The organism is Pontibacter qinzhouensis (assembly GCF_008017455.1).
GTDB classification, from domain to species: domain Bacteria; phylum Bacteroidota; class Bacteroidia; order Cytophagales; family Hymenobacteraceae; genus Pontibacter; species Pontibacter qinzhouensis.
Map to the genome: position 1 here is coordinate 45,646 of NZ_VRTY01000001.1, position 25,405 is coordinate 71,050.

The following is a 25,405-nucleotide window of genomic DNA, read 5'->3' on the forward strand; positions in this document are numbered from 1 at the left end:
AATTAAAAGCAGGTTTTTGTCTTTATATTCTTAAAAAAGGCTTATACTTTGGCTGGAATTTTGCTCGTTATACCTCTACATTTACTTTACATAAATCTTATGCGCAAATTTCTTTTAACCATGCTCCTGATGGTCACTTTTGCCACGTTGGCAAGTGCCCAGAAAGAGTTTGCAAACCTTGATTTGCCGCTGCGCCGCGCCGAAGACCTCGTAACGCTGGCAGATGACAGAGGAAACGTTTGCATTTACTTTTTCCAGAGCAATACTTTATATTTTAACCTACTCTCTCCTACCGGCGAGGTACTGGCTACACACGAAATTCCGTACCGCTACAGCCAGCAGCCACATGTTTTCGGCACACGGGTAACAGAGGATGAATTTATATTCTACAGCCGCTATATGAACGGCCGCAAAGAGTATGTGCGCCCCTTCGCTATTCACCGAGAGAATGGTGGGTTCCGCAGCATTCAGGACCTGGAGGTGGTAAAAGGCCGGAACGAAACATTTTTGGGTGGCTTTGCCGATGTTAACCACCTGTACATGCTCTACTCCGACACCAAAAACAACCTGGTGGTGCACCGCAGCAGCGACTATATCAGCAAACTCGAAAAGAAAACATTCGAAGATGTGATGCCTAAATCCAGAGATCGGCTGGACAGGGAGAAGCAGCTGATATTTGTGCACCCCGACATGGACAACTCTGTGTATTCGGGCCACCACCGCAGCAAGATCTATACCGATGACGAGCACATTTACATGATCTTTGATGGGTATATGATTAGAGGCCAGGGTTCTAAAACAACTACCGAAATCCTGACGCTGAACTGGAACGAAGGCAAATCGAATTACCGCACCTTACCTGTTCTTGAGCAGAAAGGCAGCCTGGCTTTTAACTCTTTTCTGCACCAGGGCAAAATTTTCAGGGTTGTAATGGAGAAGGACAAACTAAACCTAACGGCTTACGACTTTAACACCTTAGCGCCTCTGAAGGAGTATAACTACACTTCTGAAGAAGAGATAGCCATTAAGGCCACACCGGTCTATCAGAAGGGTGCCAAAGGACTTTTCTCTGCCGATAACACGGTAATAGAAAAAACCTCTAAGGTGATGAAGAACCTGGCAAACGGTATACCAGCCATTACAGTGGCAACAGATGCAGACAGTACTTTACAGCTTACCATTGGCTCTTACCAGATGCCATCGGGCGGCAACCGCAACCAGGACTTGAACCGCATGGTGCGCACTCCTGACCGCTATATTCAGACATCGCGCGGGCTCATGATGCTGCCAGGCCGCTGGACACCGGCTTATAACATACCGAGCTATTACCTGAACTCGCCGTTTTATAACAATTATTTTTACGACCCTTACGGCCGCAACGGCAGCATGCCAACCGGCCCCGGCACCAGCACCTACTTCAGGGCAGTGCTCGATAGCAACACGCTTAACAAAGTAGAATCGAAAGAGGGAATGGTACTGCTCGAAGATAAGCTGGAGAAATATGAGCAGGAGCTAAAGCCAGAGCCTGAACTCAGAACGGTTTACCGCTACGGCAACAAATTGCATTACGGCTACTACGACAGGCGCTCCAAAACATTTAAAATTGTAGAATTCGCAAAAAAATAGCTTTAGTTTGAACCTCAATAAAACAGCGCGGCCTCCCTAAGTTTAGGGAGGCCGCGCTGTTTTATTTAATTGGCTTGTAAAAAAGGTTACTCTTCTACTACAGCTAACATGCTTTGAATTTTAGCCTGCACCGAAGGATCTTCCTGGTAAGCCATCATAACTTTCTCGTATTTTTCCATGGTCATGCCGTCTTGCTCAATAGCTCGCTGCACCTCTGCCTGTACGGTTGGCTGCAGTTCAATAATACGCTCGGCCACCTTTGTAAAAGCTTCTTTCTCGGCTTGTGTTGCTTCTGCCTCATCTATGCGTTCTTCCTGGTAAGCAATGGCCAGCTCGTTAAACTTATTTACATCCAGTTTCTCTTCTTCCAGAATGTTGAGCATGGCTTTTTCGTTTTCCTGCTGCAGGACCATTATGCGTTCGCTGGCATCTATAAACTGCTGCAGTTCTACTTCAGTAAAGATGGGGGTAGTCTGCTGCTGGCTTGCCTGTGGTGCTGTAGTTTGCTGTGCAAAGGCTGCATCCGAAAAGCTAACCAGCCCTAACGTAAGTGCAGCTATAATCATCCCTTTAAATTTATTTTGTAATTTCATAAAATTCGATCCTGTTGATGATAAAACAAAAATTGAATATATCCTGACATAGTGGGCAGAAATATCAATCTATCTATACTAATAATTGGATAAAATAGTTTATAGCGTCTAAACAATTTTATTATAAAAATTGAACTTTACCAATAGAACAAATATTCAATCAACTATATTACCTTTTCTGAATTTGTTTAAATAAAAACGGCTTTTGCTATTTTGACCACCATAGCCCCCATATTACCATATCATTCTAAAAACATGAAAAATTACGAAGAAGGTCTGTTTAAGCTTTGCCCGTTTTCCACTTCTGGCAGTTAACTTCCGGGTAGGCACCTGCCTTTACCAACGCTTGCCTGATCTGCGGCCAAAACCTACAGTTCGTCTGCGATATGCTGCAGTTCGGCAACTTTTATTTTTAAAAACCTCGCCACTATGGCACCTTTGAAGAAACAAAGACACAACTACTATGGGAAAAAATAAGCACGCTCATGCTCCACCTCCTGCTACTATACCTGGCCTGTTAGCACAAGCTACCGTTGCCTTACTAGCTAAACACATATTGTTTGTAAGCATCTTTGGTAACTTCGGAGGCAAAACCATTTTGCATTAGCCTGCACCAGATTTTCCGGGAATGCACCTCCTACTTCTTCAAAAAGAGTCGGAGCAAACTATTTACTTTAATCAGGAAGAGAAACTATAGCATTTAGAATTCATGAAAAAGCAACTCCTTGTTCTTGCCACTGCTCTTGTCGCAGCTTTTACTTTTTTGACTACACCCGGCACACAGGCCCAAAACGGAAACCACGAAGCCGCCATCGCTAAAAATCTGCAGGCCATGCAGGCAGCTAATACCCTCGAAGAAACACAGCAGGTAGCCAATGCTTTTGAGCGCATTGCCAACACTGAGCAGAAAGAGTGGCTCCCGTTATATTATGCTTCTATGAATTACATTTTGTTGGGCACTAAAGAGAAAGAGGGCAGCAAAAAAGACAAGTACCTCGACAAAGGCCAGCAGCACCTGGACAAGGCCCTGAAGCTGGCGCCAAAGGAGTCGGAATTGTTTGCGCTGCAGGGGTGGCTACACCAGACCCGCATCCAGGTTTCGCCCATGATGCGCGGCATGAAGTATAGCAGCCTGGCGAGCGAAGCACTTGAGAATGCAAAAAAACTAAACCCGAACAACCCAAGGGCTTATTACCTGCTCGGAGCCAACTTGTTTTATACGCCTAAAATGTTTGGCGGCGGTGCCGATGCCGCCAGGCCAGTGCTGGAGCAGGCCAAAGCTAAGTTTGAGCAGCAATCGAAACCTGCCACTGCCATAGCTCCGGGCTGGGGCCTGAAACAAACCCTCGACCTGCTGGAGCAATGCAAGTAGTATGGCACAGTATTAACTTCAGGTAAAAATTCTTTGGACTAAAAGACTATTTACCTGAAGTTAATCTGAAATTGAATACCAGCTGCGCCGCACAAGTCACGACACCTCCCCGAAAAGACTTTATAATATCAGTTTACAGGCTAAAACAACAGAAGCCATTTCCTGATAAACAGCAGCCTTGTTTCTTATACCCGAAAGTAGCGGGTTACCTACAGGTGCGAAACCGGGAGTAGACGTAGCCGGCAAATGGCCAGACGAGTACCCTTGATGTACCGAGCACGAAAAACCTTCGGAAGGCTGAGTTCATTAGAATAATTGAGCACCAGCAGCACAAACAGGTATAAGGCGGGAGTAAGTAGCGGCAAAAATGGCAGTTCATCCGGCTCTTTCTACAGTTCAGCAACCTTTAATTTCGGAATCAGCAGCGCTTTTGCACCTTTGGGTTAAAGTTAAACGACTATGGAAATCTTCTTCAAATCCCTTCTTGCACTTCATATTGCAGCCGGAGCTGTAAGCCTGCTAACTGGCCCTGCTTCTATGCTAAACCGCAAAGGTGGTAAGTGGCACCGCCTCACCGGAAAAGTGTTTTTCTATGCCATGCTGGTGGTTGCCTTTACAGCTGTTACTATGGCTTCGCTGCCAAACCACCACAGCCCGTTCCTGCTCATTATAGGTGTATTTAGCGCCTACCTCGTTAGCTCCGGCTACCGGGTGCTGCACCTGAAAGGACTGGCAACGGGGCAGAAACCAAAGCTGCTGGATTGGGCTATTGCCATGGTTATGGCTGCCTTTGCACTTTATTTTGTAGGCATGGGCCTGAAAAGCCTGGGCAATAACGGCGGAGTAGTTTCGGTTGTTTTCGGTAGCATTGCGCTGGGGCTGGTGGCAAAAGATGTCCGAAAATACACCCAGGCTCCCACCGACAAAAAATTCTGGCTCTACGACCACATTACCCGCATGGTAGCTGGCAACATAGCCGCTTATACTGCATTTTTAGTCGTAAACAACGCGGTGCTGCCGCAACTGGTGGCATGGCTGGGACCAACCGTTATCGGGTCGTTGGTTATCAGCTACTTTATCAAAAAATACAAACGAAAGCCAAAGGCTGGCGAAACGACAAAGGAATTAGAATATTTCGGGTAATAGTTCATTGTTAAAGGGCTTAATGGCTGTTTGGGAGAATTGCGAATGAGTGATGGAAAAAGATCAACTAACTCAACACCCTTGACTAAAAAGCGCTTAAAATCTGTTGGAAGGCTATTATGATTGGAATAATTCATGGCTGAGTCAGATACTCCTTACCCCAACAGGAGGCTTCTAGTTTCTGCTTCCGGCCCTGCACATTAGCTCCACAAAAGAGAACCGGGCAACAAGAAGCTTTTGCCAGATTAGCAGCAATAATGATTCGTTTCTCTTAACTTAACAGTATGTTCAATACAAAAGGAGCTACCAGTGCACCACCCCTACCCGTGCGTACAACTACATCGTCAGAAGCAGCTGCCATACAAGAAAAAAGAGCGGCCGGAGGCAGAAAAAAAGCCTGGGCAAGGGAACTGCTGGGCTGGGTGCTCTCGGCTATAGGAGCCTTTCTCATTGGTCCTTCGGTTTTAGGCAAACCGCTGCACGATGCCATTTACCATTTCCTGTTTTCATATACCATCTTTATTCTTATCTGGAAAGGCAACAGCAGCCTGCTTGTACCGATGCTGGCCAAACATTACCCATGGCTGCACAACCCCACCAAGCGGCTCTTTATCAGCATAGTAGCCACTGTATTACTCACAGTAGTTATTGTGGTGTTTGTTACGGTTGCTTTTCTGACTTATAGAGGTTTTACGCCGCAGGAGCTACTGGCGCGGAACTGGAGCGGCACCTTGCTACCTCCTATTGTGGCCACCTTCCTGATCTCGTTGAGCTTCCATAGCTGGCACTTTCTGCAAAGCTGGCGACAAACCGCCATTGATGCCGAGCGGCTTGAGAAAGAGAATATTGCCTCGCAGTACGAATCGCTGAAGGCGCAGGTAAACCCGCATTTTTTATTTAACAGCCTCAACGTACTCACCAGCCTTGTGGAGACAGACCAGAAGCAGGCCGTAAAGTTTATCCGGAAATTATCGGAAGTGTACCGCTACGTGCTCGACAGCCGCCAGAAAGAGGTGGTGCCGCTGCAGGAGGAATTGGCTTTTCTGGAGTCGTACATCTACCTGCAGAAGATCAGGCACGGGGAGGCGCTGCAGATACAGAACAACCTGCCCCCTCACCTCAATCCTATGGTCGTGCCGCTGGCCCTACAACTGCTCCTTGAAAATGCGATTAAACACAACATGGCCCTGGAGGAGGAGCCACTACTGGTGCACCTGTTCGTCTCTAACGATAACCTGGTGATGCAAAACAACCTGCAGGAGCGCCGCGTGCGCGAAGAATCTACCGGCACCGGACTGGCAAACATTATAGCCCGCTACAGTTACCTTACCAGCAAGCCGGTGCAGGTGCAAAAAACAGATCAGGCTTTTATTGTGAAACTTCCGATGCTTGAACTCAGAAAATAATGCGCGTATTTATTGTAGAAGACGAAAAACTGGCAGCCATCCGCCTCGCCAGTATGCTGCAGCAACTCAATGCTGCCATAACTGTAGTTGCCACGGCACCCTCTGTGCGCAAAGCCGTTGAAACGCTGCAGCTAAGGCCGCAGCTCGATCTCATTTTTATGGATATACAATTGGCCGATGGCCTGAGCTTCGAGATATTTGACCAGGTGCCGGTGGAGGTGCCTGTTATTTTCACGACTGCCTACGATGCCTACGCCATTAAAGCCTTTAAAGTAAACAGCATCGATTACCTGCTAAAACCCATAGACGAAGCGGAATTGCAGGCAGCGCTGGAGAAGTACCAGAAGCTGCATACCAACCAAACATCAGCTTCTGCCAACACGGCATCGGCAGTACAGCAGCTGGGGGCACTGGAACAGGCGCTGCAATTTCTCAACGGCAGCAAGACCTATAAAAGTCGCTTTATTGTTAAAGTAGGCGAGCACCTGCACATGATCCAGATGGAGGAAGTCGATTATTTTTACAGCTACGAGAAGGCTACTTTTCTGCAGTGCAGCAGCGGCAAACGCTATGTTATCGATTACAGCATGGAGCAGGTAGAGCAGTTGGTAGACCCAAAGCATTTTTTCCGGGTAAACCGTGGCTACCTTATTTGTACAAAAGCCGTGAAAGACATAGTGGCCTGGTCGAACAGCCGCCTGAAACTGGAGTTACGGCAGGCCCCAAAAGAAGAGGTAGTGGTGAGCCGCGAAAAGGTGCAGGCATTTAAAGCCTGGTTGGACAGGTAACTTTTGTAAAGAAGACCCTTGGCACATTTTAAATGAAAATGCTTTCGGAGGCCTGTTTCATTTAAATAATCTGATATCGACTCAACAATTAATAATTTGTAATATGCCTAAATATATGGAAGAAAAACATGTTGGGTAGACCCTTGACAAAATTCTGATGCAAAACCTTCTGGAGGCTATTTTCATTCGAATAATTTAGATGCTTCCACTGAAACAGGCATAGATTATCCGACGGAACTTCCGGGCATGTCTACAGCTTTTCTATTTCCTCTTTTGTTAGCCCTGTAGATTTTTCTATCACCTCAACCAGAACACCATTTTGCTTCAGAATTTTGGCAATTGCTATGCGCGCTTCATGTTTTCCTTCCTGTCTACCTTCCTGTCTACCTTCCTGTCTACCTTCTTCAAGCCCCTTTTCTCTTGCCATTTTTTTAGCGTATTCCATGGTGTTTTGGTTGTCTCTGTAAATCTTTAGACTTTGCTCGTATGCATTCATATCTTCCGGATTTAATTTTGCTATTTCTGCCTGTTCAAACAAACGCTTAAAAACCTTTTCCTGCAACCTGGCAGGTCGTTCCTGTAACCGCGGCAGGTGCCTTAACACGTACATCCACTTATCGAATTGTGTTTCCAGCTCCTCTTCTTTTTTTCTGAAGTTAGGCATCTCCAAGTATATAAACGTAAGTTTGTCATAAAACACTTCGTTTGTCTGCCTATCCATCAAAAGAATTTCCCGCAAAAAACGTTCCTGTTTGCCCTCATCCGGAAAAGTAAAGTTAAGGATGCCAACAGTATAAACCGCTTTAAGTTCGTAGTTCCAGTTGCTGCCTTTGCTCGCCTGACTTTGAATGGGAAAAGTGGCGTAGTAAATGCTCCTGTCCTTAAAATACTGCTGGCTCACGTTCTGAAGCTCAATAATAAATTTCTCGCCCCGTTCATTTTCGCAGTACAAGTCATACACGGCTTTTCGGTCTGCCTCTGTTTTGCCTAGTTGCTCGGTGTTCAGGTACGTCAGGTGCTGTATCTGCTCCTTGCCCTGTAGCACCTGGTTCAGAAAGTCTGTCAGCAGTTCTTTGTTGAACTCAGTGCCGAACAATTTTTTAAAACCGAAATCTGTAAAAGGATTTATATAGCGTTCGCTGATTTCCATATAAAACTTAACCAGTTAGTTTAGTTATTTTACTTTACTATACGGCTTTAACCGTTCCTCCTCCTGCAGCAACTTATGCAGCAGGTCCTGCACCTCCTGCTTCCCGAAATCCTCTGGTGCCTGAATATGTGGCATTACCAATTCCATAATCTCATCCTGCTTACGGCCTGTTTCGAGGGCATAAGAATATGGCAGGTCGGAGAAGGTAACCATGGAGTAGAGCGGCAGCCACGTGTGAGGGTACTTCTCATTTATTTTAGCCTCTATCTTTTTGCGGAGCAGGAAACGCGGGTCTGCTACTTTGTCGCGCATTTCTATAAAGTTGAGCACTGCCAGATCGGCAATGGCATCGGCGTCGGGTTTGCGTTTGCGCTCAAAACGCTCAAACAAGTCGCGCCAGTCGCCGGTAAAGTTGTCCAGCATCTGGTCGAGTACGGTTATGTCTTCGAACCCGGCGTTCATGCCCTGCCCGTAAAACGGTACTACGGCATGTGCGGCATCTCCGATGAGCATGGCTTTGCCCTCAAAAGACCACGGGAAGCACTTTATGGTGACCAACGACCCAACCGGGTTGGCGAAATACTCCTGCGCCAGGTCCGGCATAAGGAGTATGGCATCGGCAAAACTGTTCTGAAAGAAGGCAAAAAGCTGCGTTTCTGTTTTAATGGACTCAAACGAGAGAGGGCCTTTGTGCGGGAAAAAGAGGGTACAGGTAAAGCTGCCATCTATGTTAGGCAGCGCGATCATCATATAATTGCCGCGCGGCCAAATGTGCAGGGCGTTTTTATCGAGTTGCCAGCCACCACCTGCAGCTGGCGGAATGGTTAGTTCTTTGTAGCCGTACTCCAGGTAGCTCTGGGAGTAATCGTAAAGTTCGCGTTTGTGCATTTCGCTCCGAACAGCCGAGTAAGCACCATCGGCCCCGAAGAGTATGTCTGGTTTAATGCGCTCCACTTCTTCTGTATCCCGGTTGCGCAGCTGCAGCTCATTTATCCGGACATCGAGGTGGGTGAGCTGCCGGTTAAAGTGCAGTTTCACGTTTTCTTTTTTTTCTGCCAGGTTCACCAGCGCCACTGTTAGCCCTGCCCTGGAAACCGAGTAAATAAACTGGCCTTCTTTACCATAAGGCAAGAAAGAAAGGTTTCCTTTGTCGTCGTGCATCATGCGGCCGTGCATGGGCACTGCCACCTGCCGCACCTCTTCTTCTATGCCAATGCCGCGCAAGGCACGCCAGCCTCTGTCGCTCAGAGCCAGGTTTATAGAGCGCCCGCCGTCTTCGGCGAACTGGCGCTGGTCGGGACGCCGCTCATATAAATCTATTTTGTGGCCTCGCTTCGCCAGGTATAACGAGAGCAGCGAACCAACAAGGCCGGCTCCTACAATAGCGATATTTTTTCTTTCGGTCATATGGTAAAGGGCACCAGTTGCAGGGCGTAAGGCAAAGAAGTAGCACCTCCTCCTGCGTCTGAATTATATGAAGGTTCTAGTTCCGGTTCAGAAGAGACAGGTAACGCTGTCTTCTGTTTTTTTTCATCAGAATAAACCTGTTTAGTTTGTAAAGTAACGGCTTAATTTGACAAAGGCAATTAAGAAAGCAGCGCACTTAATATACAAACCTGAATGTGAGGTTGATGCGTGGTTCTACGGCTGTTGCGGTTTTGGGGATGCTGTGTTGCCAGAAATGTTGTGTAGGCCCCTGCATGAGCAGCAAACTACCGTGTTGCAGCGTGAGGTAATGGTTCTTTTGCTCCTTATTTTGCCTTTGCCGGAAACCAAACCTACGGGTGCCGCCGAAGCTCAGGGAGGCTATGCTTGGGTTCTGCCCCAGTTCCGGCTCATTGTCGGCGTGCCAGCCCATGCTGTCGGAGCCTTGGCGGTAGTAGTTGAGCAATACGCTGTTGTAGTGGTTGCCGGTGCGCAGTTCCACAGCCTGTTTCAGCTCCAGCAGCAGCGGTAGCCAGGGTTTCGGTTCGTTTTGCAAACCAGAATAGGTGTAGCCTTTGTCTCCGTACCAGGCGGTAAGCCGCGGCATTGCCACCTGCCTGCCAAACATACGGATGTGCTCCTGCTGCCAGCCTACCTGCTGTTGCAGCTCGTTAAAATAGCGGTTGCTCTCCTCTTTACTGAAAAAAGTCGGCTCATAATAAACCTCTGCATCGGGCATGGGCAAAGGTTGCCAGGTTTCTGCTTCCATTACTGGTCTGTCTGCTTAGTATCCTCTTCTTCTTGTGCCACCTTTTTTAGCAGCCTTCTTCTCATCTTTCTTCACTTTACCCTGGAACATATCAGCTACCTGCGCAGCCGAATCTTTGAAGGGCTCCAGAATATATTTTACGCCGGTTTCCTTTAATAAGGCAGCATCGTCTGCCTGGTAACCCATCCGGAACATAGTTCCTGCTTATGCATAATACGTTTGGAGTCGCCCAGCGGAAGACGCCAAACAGCAGAGATAAGTTGTGCCGCTATGAATAGCAAGATTTAGGCCCCTGCCGGGAGCATACTCATGCAAATTATTCTAATGAAAATGGCCTTCCGATGGATTTAAGACATTTTTCAGGCCAGGCTTTGAATACTATTTTTTTGTCTGAATCAGGATTTTCAGGATTAAAGGATGCTTTCAATTTTCAAAGATCCAAAACTTCACATCTTTCAATCTTGAAGTCAGCCATTAAACAATTTAACGACCAGCAATTAACAACCAGCAATCAGATTATCCGAATGAAAATGGCCTTCCGAAGGAGTTTTGGCTTAAAACCATTCCAGGGTATGAAGACCTAAGAGTGTTTATATGGCTTACTCCTGCCCGTCGCTTTGCACGAACCTGGTGGTTGGGTAGGCGAACCGAATGTCGGGAGAGGCTAAGAATTGCATTAGCATCTCCTCCCATATTTTGTTCTCGCTTTCGCGGCGGCCATTCAGGTTGCAGAGGTAGCGAATGGTAAGTTGTATGCCGTTTTCTTTTACTTTGGAAAACACACGCGGTTTAAAGTCTTTGTAAAAAATGAGGTGGTGCTGTGCGTTTTTCCGGATTATTTCCTGTGCCCCTTCGCTTAACTGCACAGTGTGTCTGGCAGCAATTACCAGCAGTAGCTCGCGCGCTTTTTGCCAGTTGCTCTCGAATGTTACCCGCACCTGCAGTTCGTGCCACAGAAACGGGAAGGCATAGTTGTAATTGATCTGCGATTTCGTAAACACGTGGCTGTTCGGAATATGGACTACCCGCCCTGTTGCCTGCTCCGAATCGACCCACTGCCCGAGTTCGTTCAGTGTGAACTGGAAAAAAGCAATATCGATTACATCGCCGGTATGTTCGTTTATCTTTATTCGGTCGCCTACTTTAAAAGGCCGTTTCCAGATCAGGAACACCCAGCCAAACATGTTCATAATAGGGTCGCGCAGGGCCACCACCAAGCCGGCAGATAACAGCCCCAGGTACGTAGCAATAGACTGAAAGCCATTGAACCAGATATTGGCCAGCGCCATGACACCCAGCCCGGTAACAATGTAATTTGTCGTCTTTTTCCATTGGTACAGCTTTCGGGAGTCTGTTTGCCGCCTGGATGCCACCCGCAACAGTAGCCTGCTGATAATCCAAAGCCCGACAAGCACAAATACCGACGAAATGATATCTTCCTGAATGGAAGGTGTAAGACCTAAAGCTTCTTCTATCCAATGTTGTACTCTACGCATGTATCCTGTTTTTTATCTTCTAAACCAAGTTCTTTTTATATTGAATTTTTCGCTACCTGGGTACCCGGCCATACCTCTTCTTCCGAATTTTAACGATCAGGCTACTTTAGCACGTATACTTACTTAACAACACGAAACCATGTTCAGGATACTTGTACTCTCTAATTTTTCTCAGAACGCTCATAATGCGCCAGGCGTTGCCATGTAGCTTGCTCAGCATTACGGTGGCAAAGTAATTTTTGTGCATGTTATGCCGAAACCAATAGTACCAGCTACAGCCCCACAGAGTGTTTAATGCGGAGTTTATTTAAGGAGCGGAGCAGGCTAAGTGACAGGAGAAGCTCTCTAAAGATGTGCAACAGGCTTAGAGAGCAATTGCACATCTGCCATAAAAGGCTATGTACCAGGCAAAAGTGCTGTTTACTTCGTTTATTGAATCTGTTCTGCACCTGGCAGAGCAGCGAAATGCCGATTTTATTGGTATGGGCAACACAGGCTTAACCGGCCTGCAATGCGTCATTTCCGGGAGCAATACCCAGCAAATAATTAAGAGAACAAATAAGCCTTGGCCCATTATTCCCAAAGATTTCAGGTTTAAAGGCTTTGTTACTAAACACTACCTTCGTAATCAGGCCGCAGCGCTTTGAGTACAGGTCGGGCATTAACCCGGCATTTAAGTTTGCCAGCAGCTATAGCTCTAACCTGCACTTACTGTTTATTTTACACAATACTACCAATAAACCTGAGCCTCGGACCTTCTTGCTACAGCAGCAGCTGGAGGAACGTGTGCAGGAGTTCGCTTTTGATTCTTCTTTTATTTTCAACTCCAATAAAATAAAGAAGCTGAAAGAGCATGTAGCGACAACAGCTACAGACCTGCTGCTTTTTTTCCTAAGTACGAAAAGCCTTTGGGAAGACTTGTTCACTGACAGCATTACACATGAAATGGCTTAAACGACCAGGCTCTTTTACTGGTATTGCTAAAAAACAAGAAGCAAAAGACTTAAACATGTTCCTTGCCTTTGGTAGCTTCCAGCTGCTTTATGCGCCAGGGGCTACCCACAATCCAGAGCAGATCGCCTTCCTCAAACACCAGCTCAGAGTCAGGGTTCAGTATACGCTGGCCGTTTTTCTCGATGCCCACAATCAGGCCTTTGGTTTTTTCCCGCACGCCCGACTGCCGTATGGTTTTATGCAACAGCACAGAGTCTGACGAAACCATAAGCCCTTGCAGCTTTATTTCTTCTTTTTCGAGCTCGTCGTCTGATGTTCGTGTTGCTTCTGCTTCAATAAACTCCTTAAAAGAGGCTATCTGCTCATCTGTGCCGAAGATGTAGACCTTGTCGTTTGGCAGCACCCGCTCGTGCCGGGTGGGCGCCATGAGGGTACGCTCACCACGCTCAATTACTGCCACATTTACCCCGAATTTCTCCCGAATCTGTAACTCCACCAACGTTCGCCCCACTACCACCGATGTGGCCGGTACCTCAAAGCTGGTCAGGTGCACATTCCAGGGGGTAAGGGTATGATGCAACTTTCTCGCTTCGCTACGCTCGCGCTCGTTCAGGTTCGACATAAACCTGTTCTCTATTTTGATGTAAAAGCTCTGGATTCTTTTTGAAAAAACACCCATGAGTGCAATAATAACCAACCCCACCAGAATAGCCACCTGCACCGAAAAGAACTGGTGCAGCAGAAACCCGATATACAAAATAGCAATAACTATTCTGGCAAACTCCAGCACTATAATCAGGCTGCGGTAATTTCGGTTGGCCCAGATGCGGCCCTGCGCCTCTTCCTGCGGGTGGTGCACAGCCAGCGCCCATAAAAAAGGAGCCATAGACACAAGTGTAATGGCAGTAGTCACCAGGTCGCCCATGTTCCCGTTCATAAAAGTTTCTGAGATAAACGGATTCAGGTATTGCGCTGAGAGCAAGACAATAGCAATAATAATAACAGAGTACACCACCAGGTTAATGGCATAAGACCGTAGCACCAGTTTCCAGTCGCTGGTGGTGTTTATGGTTTGGGCGCCGGAGCTGTATTCGTTGAGAGAGGCAATCCATCTAGCTGGCAGCACAGCCTCCACCGACCGGTAAAGTGGCTCCGAAAACCGGATCATGTAAGGCGTAGTAAACGTGGTGATAGCCGAAACCGCCACTGCCACCGGGTACAGAAAATCGCTGGTCACGTTCAGGGTAAGACCCAGTGTGGCTATAATAAACGAGAACTCCCCAATCTGCGACACGCTCATGCCCGACTGAATAGAAGTTTTTAAGCCCTGTCCTGCAATAAGTCCGCCGCCTGCAATGCTGAGGAACTTGCCAACCAGCGTTACCACTGTAATAATGGCAATAGGTCCGGCATAGGTCACGATCATGGCAGGGTCTATCAGAATACCCACCGATACGAAGAAGATGGCTCCGAACAGATCTTTAACGGATGTTATCAGGTGTTCAATTTTCTCGGCTTTGGTTGTTTCTGCCAGAATAGACCCCATAATAAAGGCCCCCAGTGCAGGCGAAAAGCCAACCTGGGCAGCCAGTATAACCATCAGCAGGCAAAGCGCGATCGACACGATCAGGAGTGTTTCGTCGTTCATGAGCTTGCTGGCCCTTTTCAGGAAAGTCGGAATCAGGAAAATACCAGCCAGAAACCACACAATCAGGAAGAAGGCCAGTTTAAGCACGGCAGCCAGCATTTCGGAGCCCGCAAACTGCTGGCTCACGGCCAGCGTCGAGAGCAGCACCATCAGCAAAATAGCCACCAGGTCCTCCACAATGAGCACGCCAAACACCAGGCCCGCAAACCGTTGCGACTTTACGCCCAGTTCATCAAACGCCCTGATGATAATGGTGGTAGAGGAGATAGAGAGAATGCCACCCAGGAAGATGCTATCCATAGTAGACCAGCCCATTAGTTTGCCGGCCAGGTAGCCCAATAAGAGCATTACCACCACCTCCACGAGCGCCATAATAGAGGAGGCTCCTCCTACTTTTACCAGCTTTTTAAAACTGAACTCCAGGCCCAGGCTGAACAGTAGAAATATAACGCCTATTTCGGCCCATATATTTATGTTCTCAATTTCGATGATGGATGGGAAAAGAGCTATATGAGGACCGACCAGAATACCTGCAATAATATACCCCAACACCAGCGGCTGCTTAAGTTTCTTAAAAAGCAGCGTCATAATACCGGCAGCTCCGAGTATTAAGCCAAGATCTGTAACCAAGTGTGGTAAATGTGCCATCTACTATTTTATAATTAACTTCTTTAATATTTATAAAAAACCGCTGGAGCCAGGTTTGCCCCACCTACAAGTTAGCGAAAAATTATAGGTGTAGCTCCCTGAAGCCAAAATACCTCCGGAATGCCATTTTTATTCTAATCATTCGGTTTATGGCTACCCTTGTACGCATGGTGCCTGACATACTGGCCCGGCAATTTTTAAAACCATTTCTTAAACGAGAACAAAGCAGAGAGATTTGCCAATCATCTGCATTTATGCCATAATTTTTTACTCGATGCACAGCCTATGGCAGGTGCATTGTGCAAAACAGCAACAGGCCGTAAACAAGCACTGCTTTTAATCTGCTCTTTTCATCAGTGTTCCAAAACAGGCTGACTTTCGGAAAGAACATACCTGCCAAAATTCCTAGAACAGTAAAACTGTCTTAACAAATCAGCAACTCCCAACTAAAAAACTGATGAAAGTGCTTCTAAATGGGCCATTGCAGTACCTTTTCCATTATTTCTAATTTGGCGAAACTCCTAAGAGAGCCAGAAGATCCGGGCTGAGAAATTCATCATCTTGCTAGGGTAAAATTTCTGACAGAGCAGGCAGCACAACAGCCTCCCGCCTTACAGGAAATACATTGTAAAAGAGGGGTGCGGGAGCATGCGTTTTCTTTGCAGCCAGCTCTGCAAACCTGTTTAAATCAGGTGAAAACAGTCATAAAAAGACCTATGCCATACCAGTATCGATATGTTACAGCTTGGCCAGGATCAGCAGGAAGAGGATGTGTATTAGGGAGCGTTGGGCAGTACAGCAACTGCCAGTAGCTGTTGCAGGAGAATTGCGCCTGCTGTGGTTACAGGGCAATCAGCAATAATTTGTGCTACAGGAAAAGCACAGGCAGTCGGCAGCAATGGGTTATGCAGCGCCTGTTGCAGGTTTACAACAATAGCAGAAGAGGTTTTGGCATCGAGAAACACCTGTACCGCCTGCTCTGTAACAGTGGTTTTACCTGAGTATTCGGCTCTTAGGCTGTGGGTAGTACTGGCAACTGCACCTTTAACCAGAAAACGGTATACTTCTACCTCCTGCCCTGGCAAGGTAAACGCCCAGAGCAGCATAACCGCCATTAAGGGGTAACGCAAAAAGTAGCTTATGTTCTTCAGGTTTAGCATCTCTAACCGCGAATTTAGCTTTTTTTGCGCCAAAAAGAAAGCCGTGCTTTTAATTTAGCATACATACTTGCACAGGTCTATAGGCCTAATGCCTGGTTAACTTTTACCAGTTCTTCTTCGTCGTCTACCATTACCAGCAGTTTATCGTCCTCTTCCAACACAGTAGCACCGTTGGGCGTCACAAACTTGCCACCTCTGTCTATTAACACAATAAGCGAGGTTTTCGGAAACTGCAGTTCTACAATAGATTTTCCAATTGCCGTACTTTGGCTTTGCAGTACCAGTTCCACCAGCGCATTTTTGGCATCGTAGCCCATCTCCTCCCCCAACCGGATTCTCTTAGGCCGTGTATCATGCTCACTCAGGTTGAGCCATCGGGCTACTACTGACAGGGTGGTACCCTGCAACATAACAGAGGTAAGCACAATAAAAAATACGATATTAAAAATCATATCAGACTTTTCGACACCAGCCAACAAGGGGTAAGTTGCAAACACAATAGGCACAGCTCCTCTTAGGCCAACCCAGGATATATACAATTTCTCTTTGTTCGAAGACTTTGAAAAAGCAAGACCAATGTAGACACTTATCGGGCGGGCCACTAATATAAGAAACATAGATATAAGTACTCCTGTGCCTATTACTGGTATTATCTGCGACGGAAAAACCAGCAACCCCAGCGTGAGGAACATCAGAATCTGCATGAGCCAGGCCACTCCGTCGTAAAATTTAATTAAACTGCCTTTGTGTATGAAGTTCTTATTGCCAAGGATTACACCCGCCACATAAACCGCCAGAAAGCCATTACCGCTAATAAGATTGGTGAAGGCATACGTAAAAATAACCATCCCTAGAGTTAGAGCAGGGTATAGCCCATCTTGCTCTAATTTGATATTATTAATAACCCACGCCATAACCCGCCCCATTACCACGCCCATTACAGCGCCAATACTCATCTGAAGAAAAAACATGGGCACCAACTGCAGAATGCCAGCCTCTTCCTGGTTCATTACCAAGTATGTAAGGCTAACAGTAAGAAAGTACGCCATGGGGTCGTTACTGCCCGACTCCAGTTCCAGGGTAGGGCGCAGGTTGTTCTTTAGTCCGATGTTTTTGGAACGAAGAATAGAGAATACCGCAGCCGCATCGGTCGAGGAAACAATAGATCCCAGTAGCAAGCCCTCCAGCAATGTAAAGTCCGCGACTAAGGAAACAAATGTACCGAGCAGCATCGCCGTAATAAAAACCCCCAGCGTAGAAAGCGACACGCCACGCCACAGCACAGGCTTTATGCTCTCCCAGCGCGTATCCAAACCACCTGAGAAAAGGATCAGAGTTAGTGCGATGGACCCGATAGATTGTGCTGAGAGAGGGTCGTTAAAATGAACGCGGCCAATCCCTTCTGAACCAGCCAGCATGCCCACTCCCAGAAACAGGATCAGGGCAGGAATGCCAAACCTTCCCAAACTTTTACTAATTACTATACTGATAAGCAGTAAGGTTGAGGCTCCAAGTAATATGTCTTCGATCGTAAAATTCATCTGCTGCTGTTTTTCATCATAAATTTAATTCACAAAAGTTCATATTATTTAAATTATTCTAATAAAAATGTCCTTCCGAAGATAAAAAGTCCTTTTAGCCCTCAGGGTTGCACAGGGCTGGTATCTGCCTTACAGCTTTCCGGTTAGGCAAACGCGCAACACTTCGGCAAAACGGTATACTTCTTCAAAGCTATTGTACAGGGGCGTGGGTGCCACCCTGATAACGTTGGGCTCGCGGTAATCGACAATAATGCCCGCTTCCATCAGCAGGTCGAAAAGCTGGCGGGCGTTCTGCTTCACCAGCAACGAAAGCTGGCAGCCACGTGCCTGCGGGTCGCGGGGCGTAATTACCTCCAGCTGGCTTTTGTCTGCTCCTATCTCATCTATCAGAAACTCCAGGAAACCGGTTAGTTGCTCGCTCTTCGCCCGCAACTGCTCCATACCGGCTTCATCGAATAACTCCAGCGCGGCACGATGCACAGCCATGGGCAGAATCTGGGCGTTGCTTAGTTGCCAGCCAGCCGCACCAGGCATGGGTATAAAGCCCTTCTTCATCTGGAACCGCTCTTTTACCTCGTGGCCCCACCAACCGGCAAAGCGCGGCAGGGCAGCGTTGTGGGCGTGGCGCTCGTGCACAAATACGCCGGAGGTGCCGCCGGGGCCGGAGTTCATGTATTTGTAGGTGCACCACACGGCAAAATCTACGTTCCAGTCGTGGAGGTGCAGCAGCACGTTACCGGCAGCGTGTGCCAGGTCGAAGCCTACAAAGGCACCTGCCGCCTGGCCTGCTTTGGTAATAGCCTCCATATCGAACACCTGGCCGGTATAGTAGTTAATGCCGCCCATCATTACCAGCGCCAGTTCCTCTTTGTGAGCTTCTATACTTGCCAGAATATCTTCGGTTCGCAGCGTGTGCTCACCCTCCCGCGGAAACAGCTCCACCACTGCCTCATCGGGGTTATAGCCATGGAACCTTGCCTGCGACTCCAGCGCATACTGGTCCGATGGGAAAGCACCACCTTCGGTTATAATTTTGAAGCGCTTGCCCTGCGGCCGGTAAAACGATACCAGCATGAGGTGCAGGTTTACGGTGAGCTGGTTCATAACTACCACCTCCAGCGGCCTGGCTCCTACTACACGGGCTGTTGCCTCTGTCAGCAGCTCGTGGTAGTGCAGCCAGGGTGTGTCGGTTTTAAAATGGCCTTCAACGGCAAAATCGGCCCAGTTCTGCATTTCGTGGTCGAGGTAAGCCTGCGCCGATTTTGGCTGAAGCCCCAGGGAATTGCCGCAAAAGTAAATCGCGTCCTGCTTGTTTAGTTGAGGCGCGTAGAAACGATCCTTTAAATGCCGGAGCGGGTCTTTCTGGTCCTGTTCCTGCGCAAAGGCAAGGGTATTGCTGTAGTTCATGCGGTTGTAGCTGTGGTAGTAGGTTTGTTTTGCAAGTAGTGTTTAGTACTCTTTTCGGCTAATATAGTTAATTGTGGTGGTTTAGCAGAGGCTGATCGTGTGTCTCAAACTAATGATTGGCCCTTACCCGGTAGTTTACAGGATGAACAGCATACGGTAAATCTTTAAATTAAAGAGTCAACCATTTAGCCATTAAACAATTTAACAATCAACAACTAACAATTAAATTTTTCTAATGAAAATGGCCTTCCGAAGGTATTTTGCTAAAAGGAGGTCAAGGGTATAAGGACGAAAACTATCTTCTTGCTGAGCTGGTGCTGGCTTTCACGAACTGCTCTTTCTGCAGGTTAAGCCACTCCAGTGCCGTGCCGTGCAGCAGGCGTTCTTTCTCAGCAGCATCGTATGCCATCGACTCGATGAGTTTGCCAGGTGCTGCCTCTCCAAGCGGAAAAGGGTAATCGGAGCCGAGGGCGATACTGTTGGAGCCGAGGGTTTGCACCAGGTAGTCGAGGGCCAGCGGGTCGTGCACCAGCGAGTCTACGTAAAAGCGGCCCAGGTACGATCGTGGGTTCACGTTGTTGTCTACGGCACAAAGGTCGGGGCGCACCTCGAAGCCATGCGCAATACGGCCAATGGTAGCCGGAAAAGAACCTCCACCGTGCGCAAAAGCCACCCGCAGCTTTGGCAGCCGCTCCAGCACACCGCTAAATATGAGGGAGCAAATGGCCATGGTGGTTTCGGCGGGCATGCCTACCAGCCAGGGCAGCCAGTACTTGGTCATGCGTTTTTTGCCGAGCATATCCCAGGGGTGCACAAAAATGGCGGCCCCCAGTTCTTCTGCCGCCTGAAAAACAGGAAAAAGCTCAGGTGCATCTAAGTTAAACTCGTTCACATGCGTGCCGATCTGGATACCGGCCATGCCCAATTCCTTCATGCTGCGCTCCAGCTCCTTTATGGCCAGGTCGGCATCCTGCATGGGCAAGGTGCTCAGGCCCACAAAACGGTCGGGGTAATCGGCTACCACACCGGCAATGTGGTCGTTCAGCATCCGCGACAGGTCGTAGGTGTGTTCCGGTTTGGCCCAGTAGTTAAACATGACCGGCACCGTAGACAGCACCTGCACCCCCACCTTTGTACCGTTGCAATCGTGCAGGCGCACAGTTGGATCCCAGCTGTTGTCCTGAATTTCGCGGAAGAACTTGCCATCCATCATCATGCGGGCGCAGCAGGGCTTGTGGTGCTCCAGCCGCACAAAACCGCCATAGCCATAGCGCTCCCGCAAATTCGGCCACGTTTTGGGCAGGATATGCGTGTGTATGTCGATCTTCAACAGATCGGCAGGAGGCAGTATAGAAGGCGTTTGTTTTGGCATGTTGGAGTAAAAGGAAGTGGCGGAGCTAGTATATACGAGCGGTACCTACTGAAGCAACAATTAATTATGGCGCGAGCGTCCTCGCTCGTGTCTACTATTCTGAGGCTTCCGCCCGAACTATGGCTTTACTTTCATGCGGCCAGAGGCCCCGAAATAAGCATCACGAGCGAAGACGCTCGCGCTAGAAATACTTTTGACTAACGTAAAACCAAATTATTCTAATCAAAAAGCCCTTCCAAAGCTTAAACAGATCAAAAGGGGTCAAGGGTTTAGGCAGGTTTGGAAGGTGGTGCCATAACCTCGCCGCAGTTTTTGCAGGTGCGGCGTTCTTCGTTTTCCCAGAAATTGTTCATAATTACAGGCAGCTGCCCCACTATGTCGGTTACGTCGGCATATTCTTCGTAAAGTTTGGTGCCGCAGTTCTCGCAGAACCACAGAAAACCATCTTGCTCGCCTGCCTTGCGGTAGCGCTCTATTACCAGGCCAATGGTGTTGGCGGGGCGGCGCGGCGAGTGTGGCACTTTGGGCGGCAGCAAAAATATCTCGCCCTCCTTTATCGGGATATCCACAGGTTTGCCGTCTTCAATAATCTTGAGTACAATGTCGCCTTCCAGCTGGTAAAAAAACTCCTCGCCTTCGTCGTAGTGGTAGTCTTTGCGGGCGTTGGGGCCGCCTACCACCATCACAATAAAATCGTCGTTGGCTTTAAAAACCTGCTGGTTTCCTACAGGTGGTTTCAGCAGGTGCCGGTGGTCTTCTATCCATTGCTTAAAGTTGAAAGGTTTTGCTACAGCCATTTTCTCTTCTTGTTTTTGATGATAACCCAAGTTACGAAAAAGCGGCAGAAACAGGCAAAAGGCTCCTCCAGGTAACCAAGATTATCTGAACAAATAACACTTGCCAGGGCAGCACCTGTGGCTCCTGAAAATCTTTTAAACTCAGGACCCGATTAAAAGTATATAAGCAGAACAGCCAGGCAGCCAGTTTTCCGGATCACACGCTATCTTAGTAAAAAAGTACCGTGTGTGCAGGCCCTGCTACTTGTACCCAACAATCATGAAACACGCTTTACAGGCCACCCTACTTTTTATTTGCGCACTCAATATCTTCTCCTGCCGAAGCAGCAAAATATACTATGGCCCCGAAGCCGGCAACTGGCAGGAACAGCAGCTACCCGATACCGCTGAGCTGGCTTACACGGTGTATTTGCTGGGCGATGCCGGCGCTCCCAAACCAGAGGAACCCACATTTAAACTACTCAAGTCGCAGCTGGACCGTGACCCGAACAGCACGCTGGTAGTGCTTGGTGATAACCTCTACCACAACGGTCTTTCAGAAGAAGGTGCGGCTGGCAGAGACGTGCAGGAGCAACGCCTCGACGACCAGATAAACCTGGCAGCTGATTACCAGGGCCAGGTGTTTTTTGTACCCGGCAACCACGACTGGGATTATATGGGCCCCAAAGGTCTGGAGAAAATTAACAGGCAGGAGCAGTACGTGGAGCAGAAGCTGAACCGTGGCAACACCTTTGTACCCGACAATGGCTGCCCCGGCCCCTTTACCGCTACCCTGCACAACGATGTGGTGTTTATTGGCTTCGACTCGCAGTGGTGGCTGCACCGGCACGAAAAACCTTACGGCCCCAACAGCGGCTGCCAGGCCACCAACGAAACAGAAATGCTGCAGAAAATAGAGCAGATACTGGAGCAGAGCAAAGGCAAGCACGTGGTGGTATCGGCGCACCATCCGTTTTTCAGTAACAGCAACCACGGCGGCTACTATTCTATTCTGGACCACCTGTTCCCGCTCCGGCTCATCCGCGATGGCCTGTACATACCCCTGCCGGTTATTGGTTCGCTTTATCCTTTCTTCCGGAAGTTTGGAGGTGTAGACCAGGATATTCCGCACTTCCGGTACCAACAGCTCATTAACGAGCTTACCCGCATCTTTACCCGCTACGACAATATTATTTACACGGCCGGCCACGACCACAACCTGCAACTGCACCGCACCGATCGGTTTGTGCACATCATCAGCGGGTCGGGCTGCAAATCGAACCATACCGAAAGAGGCAACAACGCTACCTTTGTGCACAACGAGAAAGGCTTTGTAAAGCTGCTTTACTACAGCAACGGCGATGCCTGGACCGAGTTCTGGACTCCTGAAGGTGACGGTACAACCGGCCAGGTTAATTATCGTGAAAAGCTCTACAACAGGAAGTTTGCAGACGCAACTACTGTTTGCCCCGACACCCTATTGGCCGACAGCCACACCACCCTTACCCCCAGCCCCAACGGGCTGGACAAGCACCCGCTGGCCGGGCTACTGCTCCGTCGCCATTACAAACAGGAATGGAACACGCCAGTGCAGGTACCCCTGCTGAACCTGGGCAGTCCGGAGCACAAACTGGCACCTTATGGCGTCAGCACAAACCAGGATAAGTACCTGCTCCGGCTGCAGAACACCAATGGGTTTGAGTTCAGCTTCAGGCCCCTGCTCCGAAACTCGCTCCTGACGGTGCCCATGCGCTACCGGCACGCGGGCTCCATAGAACAGCTCCGCGATACCTGGCTCCCCTCGCAGCACCCTTACGCGCCGCTTGTAGTCAGCCACCTCGAAAAAGCAGCCTGCATTCTCACCACCTCTCCAACGCTCTATTTTTTGTCGGAAGAGGCATGCCTGGGGCTATACCAGGAGCAGTTCAAAAATAAACTCGGCTACCTGGAACCAGATGCAGAAGATTACCATGCGGAGTTGCTTTCTGATAAACCTTCTCCTCCGGTGCTTAGTTACAACAGCTTATTGCTGGAACTGGAGCGCAACCACCAACACGTTATAGATGCCAGAGCCTTCGCTAAAGTCCGCCTCCTCGACATGCTTGTTGGCGACTGGGACAGGCACGAGGCGCAGTACGACTGGGCACAGACAAGGCAAAACGAGCATATTGTGTACCTGCCTATTCCGGAAGACCGCGATAATGCCTTTTTTTACTTTAACGGGCTTGTGCCTTGGCTGGCAAGCCGGGCATGGGGGGTACGGGAGCTGCAGCATTTCAGCTACAACATCACGCGCCTCAAAGACCTGAACAACGAAGCCCGTAACCTGGACCGGCGCTTGCTCGGGAGCCTGACTCCTGCCGATTGGGTAGCCATTGCCGATTCTTTGCAGCAAGCGCTCACCGACCAGGTACTGGATTCGGCGGTGCGCCAGATGCCACCGGAAGTATACCATTTTCATGGAAATGAGATAGCCGCCAAGTTAAAGTCGCGGCGCATGCAGCTGCAGGAGGTAGCGCAAAAATACGCGCACCTGCTCTCCCGGTATGTAGATGTGTACGGCAGCGAACAGCAGGAGCGGTTTGAGGTAGTACGGCAGCAGAATGGTACGACCCAAGTACGTGTTTACGCCATCGGCAACACTCCCGACTCACTGCTTTACAGCCGCACCTTCTCTCCTTCCGAAACAAAAGAAGTGCGCCTGTATGGCCTGGGCGGTCAGGACCAGTACCACATCAGCGGTAGCAAACCAGCTAAAAAAGACATTCTTGTTCGCATTATCGGGCACAGAGGACATGGCCGCTACCAGAACACCTACTCCGGCGATACACTGGCTGCTCCACATGTAGAACTTTATAATGTTCATAACCCTAACAACGATGCTCTTTTAGTAGACAACACAACCGAAACAGAGGCCGACTTTACATCTGGCGAACTCATTAACAGCCCTGCTTCCGACAGGTTTTTCTACACGCATTTCGGCCCCGGCATGAGTTTGCTGTACAACCAGGCCGATGGTGTAGTGGTGGGGGCTGGTGTGCAGTATCGTTCCTACAAATTCAGGAGCAACCCTTACGGCTCGCGGCATACGTTTCTTTATCAGCGGGCGCTCTCCACGGGCATGGCCCGCCTGTTTTACGAAAGTGAGCTGAAGAACTTTGCTTATGACCTGGACCTTATTAACAAGGCCTGGGCCTACGCCCCCTATTACAGCATGGGGTTTAGTGGCTATGGCAACAATCCTGCCCCCGCCGATGCCCCTGATCTGGTGCAGCAGGTAGAGTTCCGGACGGTGCATTTATCGAGCGCCCTGCAAAAGCCTTTTGGTTCTTTCTTTGCAGTTGGTGCAGGTCCTCTGTACGAATATTACCATCTGAGTGAGCGCCGCAACAGCTGGGTAGCAGACTATTTGCCGGAGCAAGACACCAAGCTTTTTGGCCATAAGCATTACTTTGGTGCCAGCGCCTTTTTTAAAACCAGCGTAAAAGACAACGACAACAACCCGATGCGCGGGTTGGTTATAAACCTGGAGGCAAACTGGCTGCAGGGGCTGCACAGGGGCGTCGGGCGCTATAGCCGTTACCAATACGAAGTGCGGTACTACATGAGCCCGAGCCTGCCGTTTCAGGTAACTTTTGCCGGCAGGTTAGGTGGCGTGGTTAACACCGGAAAATACAGCTTTTACCAGGGCAGCATGCTGGGCGGAGGCATACTGCCAGACTTCAGTCAGAACCTGCGCGGCTTTTACCGATCCAGGTTCATTGGCGACAGGAGCCTTTATACGAACCTCGAAATGCGAGTCTCCTTGTTCAATTACCGGTTATACCTTTTCCCTGGCAAAATAGGTGTGCTTGGCCTTTACGACAATGGCCGCGTCTGGACCCGCACCAACCATACCGGTGGCTGGCACAGCGCCTATGGCGGGGGCATTTGGATGTCGCTTTTTAACCGCATTGTACTTTCTGGCACTGTCGCTCATTCTGACCAAGGTTCCTTCATCAATATACAGCATGGGTTCTACTTCTAATATCCCTGCAGAAAAAATCCTCAATTAAATGAGCAGAGTGAGCTGTACCAGTACTTACGAATTTATATACACAGAGCTTTAAAAGCACCTCCGCTTCAGCAGAT

At 48.7% G+C, this 25,405-nt stretch carries 22 protein-coding genes; 10 read left to right on the plus strand and 12 right to left on the minus strand.

Annotated features, from left to right (window positions below):
• Positions 1-99 precede the first annotated feature (99 nt).
• On the plus strand, positions 100-1,626 hold the full coding sequence (locus tag FVR03_RS00180; protein ID WP_147919731.1) for a hypothetical protein: 1,527 nt from the start codon (positions 100-102) through the stop codon (positions 1,624-1,626).
• An 86-nt stretch (positions 1,627-1,712) separates the two neighbouring features.
• Here FVR03_RS00180 and FVR03_RS00185 read toward each other — a convergent pair whose 3' ends face one another.
• The gene (locus FVR03_RS00185; RefSeq protein ID WP_147919732.1) at positions 1,713-2,219 is read right to left on the minus strand and encodes a DUF4168 domain-containing protein; all 507 of its coding nucleotides are present in this window, start codon (positions 2,217-2,219) and stop codon (positions 1,713-1,715) included.
• A 463-nt stretch (positions 2,220-2,682) separates the two neighbouring features.
• Between FVR03_RS00185 and FVR03_RS24175 the strand changes: the two genes are divergently transcribed.
• The 5 genes from FVR03_RS24175 (at position 2,683) to FVR03_RS00205 (ending at position 6,928) form a co-directional block, all read left to right on the plus strand.
• Positions 2,683-2,826 carry a hypothetical protein gene (locus FVR03_RS24175; protein ID WP_187269977.1) on the plus strand — a complete coding sequence of 48 codons (144 nt, stop codon included), beginning with the start codon at positions 2,683-2,685 and terminating at the stop codon, positions 2,824-2,826.
• Between the two features lie 102 nt (positions 2,827-2,928).
• Positions 2,929-3,591 (plus strand): tetratricopeptide repeat protein, encoded by a 663-nt coding sequence (locus FVR03_RS00190; RefSeq protein ID WP_147919733.1) that lies wholly within the window; start codon positions 2,929-2,931, stop codon positions 3,589-3,591.
• Positions 3,592-4,050: 459 nt separating this feature from the next.
• Positions 4,051-4,734, plus strand: coding sequence for a DUF2306 domain-containing protein (locus FVR03_RS00195; protein WP_147919734.1), 684 nt, complete (start codon positions 4,051-4,053; stop codon positions 4,732-4,734).
• A gap of 284 nt (positions 4,735-5,018) precedes the next feature.
• On the plus strand, positions 5,019-6,140 hold the full coding sequence (locus tag FVR03_RS00200; protein ID WP_147919735.1) for a sensor histidine kinase: 1,122 nt from the start codon (positions 5,019-5,021) through the stop codon (positions 6,138-6,140).
• Complete coding sequence (locus FVR03_RS00205) at positions 6,140-6,928, plus strand: LytR/AlgR family response regulator transcription factor (protein WP_147919736.1); 789 nt, start codon at positions 6,140-6,142, stop codon at positions 6,926-6,928. The genes FVR03_RS00200 and FVR03_RS00205 overlap by 1 nt, the downstream gene beginning before the upstream one ends.
• A gap of 250 nt (positions 6,929-7,178) precedes the next feature.
• Here the strand turns inward: FVR03_RS00205 and FVR03_RS00210 are convergent, their stop codons facing one another.
• The 5 genes from FVR03_RS00210 to FVR03_RS00230 form a co-directional block, all read right to left on the minus strand.
• Positions 7,179-8,078: an Rpn family recombination-promoting nuclease/putative transposase gene (locus FVR03_RS00210; protein ID WP_147919737.1), complete on the minus strand. Its 900-nt coding sequence runs from the start codon at positions 8,076-8,078 to the stop codon at positions 7,179-7,181.
• 24 nt (positions 8,079-8,102) lie between these two features.
• On the minus strand, positions 8,103-9,485 hold the full coding sequence (locus FVR03_RS00215; RefSeq protein ID WP_147919738.1) for an FAD-dependent oxidoreductase: 1,383 nt from the start codon (positions 9,483-9,485) through the stop codon (positions 8,103-8,105).
• Positions 9,486-9,681: 196 nt separating this feature from the next.
• The gene (locus FVR03_RS00220) at positions 9,682-10,272 is read right to left on the minus strand and encodes an alpha-ketoglutarate-dependent dioxygenase AlkB family protein (RefSeq protein WP_222707153.1); all 591 of its coding nucleotides are present in this window, start codon (positions 10,270-10,272) and stop codon (positions 9,682-9,684) included.
• A gap of 15 nt (positions 10,273-10,287) precedes the next feature.
• Positions 10,288-10,467 carry a hypothetical protein gene (locus FVR03_RS00225; RefSeq protein WP_147919739.1) on the minus strand — a complete coding sequence of 60 codons (180 nt, stop codon included), beginning with the start codon at positions 10,465-10,467 and terminating at the stop codon, positions 10,288-10,290.
• A 404-nt stretch (positions 10,468-10,871) separates the two neighbouring features.
• Positions 10,872-11,768 carry a mechanosensitive ion channel family protein gene (locus tag FVR03_RS00230; protein WP_147919740.1) on the minus strand — a complete coding sequence of 299 codons (897 nt, stop codon included), beginning with the start codon at positions 11,766-11,768 and terminating at the stop codon, positions 10,872-10,874.
• Between the two features lie 398 nt (positions 11,769-12,166).
• Here FVR03_RS00230 and FVR03_RS00235 point away from each other — a divergent pair, with 398 nt between their 5' ends.
• Together FVR03_RS00235 and FVR03_RS00240 are read left to right on the plus strand one after the other, a co-directional pair.
• Positions 12,167-12,415 (plus strand): universal stress protein, encoded by a 249-nt coding sequence (locus FVR03_RS00235; protein WP_147919741.1) that lies wholly within the window; start codon positions 12,167-12,169, stop codon positions 12,413-12,415.
• Positions 12,372-12,722 (plus strand): hypothetical protein, encoded by a 351-nt coding sequence (locus FVR03_RS00240; protein ID WP_147919742.1) that lies wholly within the window; start codon positions 12,372-12,374, stop codon positions 12,720-12,722. Before FVR03_RS00235 ends, FVR03_RS00240 begins: the two co-directional genes overlap by 44 nt.
• A 49-nt stretch (positions 12,723-12,771) precedes the next feature.
• On the opposite strand, the gene FVR03_RS00245 is transcribed toward FVR03_RS00240, so the two are convergent.
• The 5 genes from FVR03_RS00245 to FVR03_RS00265 form a co-directional block, all read right to left on the minus strand.
• The gene (locus FVR03_RS00245) at positions 12,772-15,018 is read right to left on the minus strand and encodes a monovalent cation:proton antiporter family protein (RefSeq protein ID WP_147919743.1); all 2,247 of its coding nucleotides are present in this window, start codon (positions 15,016-15,018) and stop codon (positions 12,772-12,774) included.
• A 776-nt stretch (positions 15,019-15,794) separates the two neighbouring features.
• Positions 15,795-16,148, minus strand: a complete 354-nt coding sequence (locus FVR03_RS00250; RefSeq protein ID WP_147919744.1) for a hypothetical protein — start codon at positions 16,146-16,148, stop codon at positions 15,795-15,797.
• A 107-nt stretch (positions 16,149-16,255) separates the two neighbouring features.
• On the minus strand, positions 16,256-17,719 hold the full coding sequence (locus FVR03_RS00255) for a potassium/proton antiporter (protein WP_147919745.1): 1,464 nt from the start codon (positions 17,717-17,719) through the stop codon (positions 16,256-16,258).
• Positions 17,720-17,848: 129 nt separating this feature from the next.
• Positions 17,849-19,126, minus strand: a complete 1,278-nt coding sequence (kynU, locus tag FVR03_RS00260; RefSeq protein WP_147919746.1) for a kynureninase — start codon at positions 19,124-19,126, stop codon at positions 17,849-17,851.
• Between the two features lie 295 nt (positions 19,127-19,421).
• Positions 19,422-20,498, minus strand: a complete 1,077-nt coding sequence (locus tag FVR03_RS00265) for an amidohydrolase family protein (RefSeq protein WP_222707154.1) — start codon at positions 20,496-20,498, stop codon at positions 19,422-19,424.
• Between the two features lie 66 nt (positions 20,499-20,564).
• On the opposite strand from FVR03_RS00265, the gene FVR03_RS24860 reads away from it, so the two are divergent.
• Positions 20,565-20,699, plus strand: a complete 135-nt coding sequence (locus FVR03_RS24860) for a hypothetical protein (RefSeq protein ID WP_255473973.1) — start codon at positions 20,565-20,567, stop codon at positions 20,697-20,699.
• Positions 20,700-20,767: 68 nt separating this feature from the next.
• On the opposite strand, the gene FVR03_RS00270 is transcribed toward FVR03_RS24860, so the two are convergent.
• A complete protein-coding gene (locus FVR03_RS00270) occupies positions 20,768-21,295 on the minus strand; it encodes a 3-hydroxyanthranilate 3,4-dioxygenase (protein WP_147919747.1) in 528 nt (175 codons plus the stop codon).
• Positions 21,296-21,554: 259 nt separating this feature from the next.
• Between FVR03_RS00270 and FVR03_RS00275 the strand changes: the two genes are divergently transcribed.
• Positions 21,555-25,301, plus strand: coding sequence for a metallophosphoesterase (locus FVR03_RS00275; RefSeq protein ID WP_147919748.1), 3,747 nt, complete (start codon positions 21,555-21,557; stop codon positions 25,299-25,301).
• Positions 25,302-25,405: the final 104 nt, after the last annotated feature.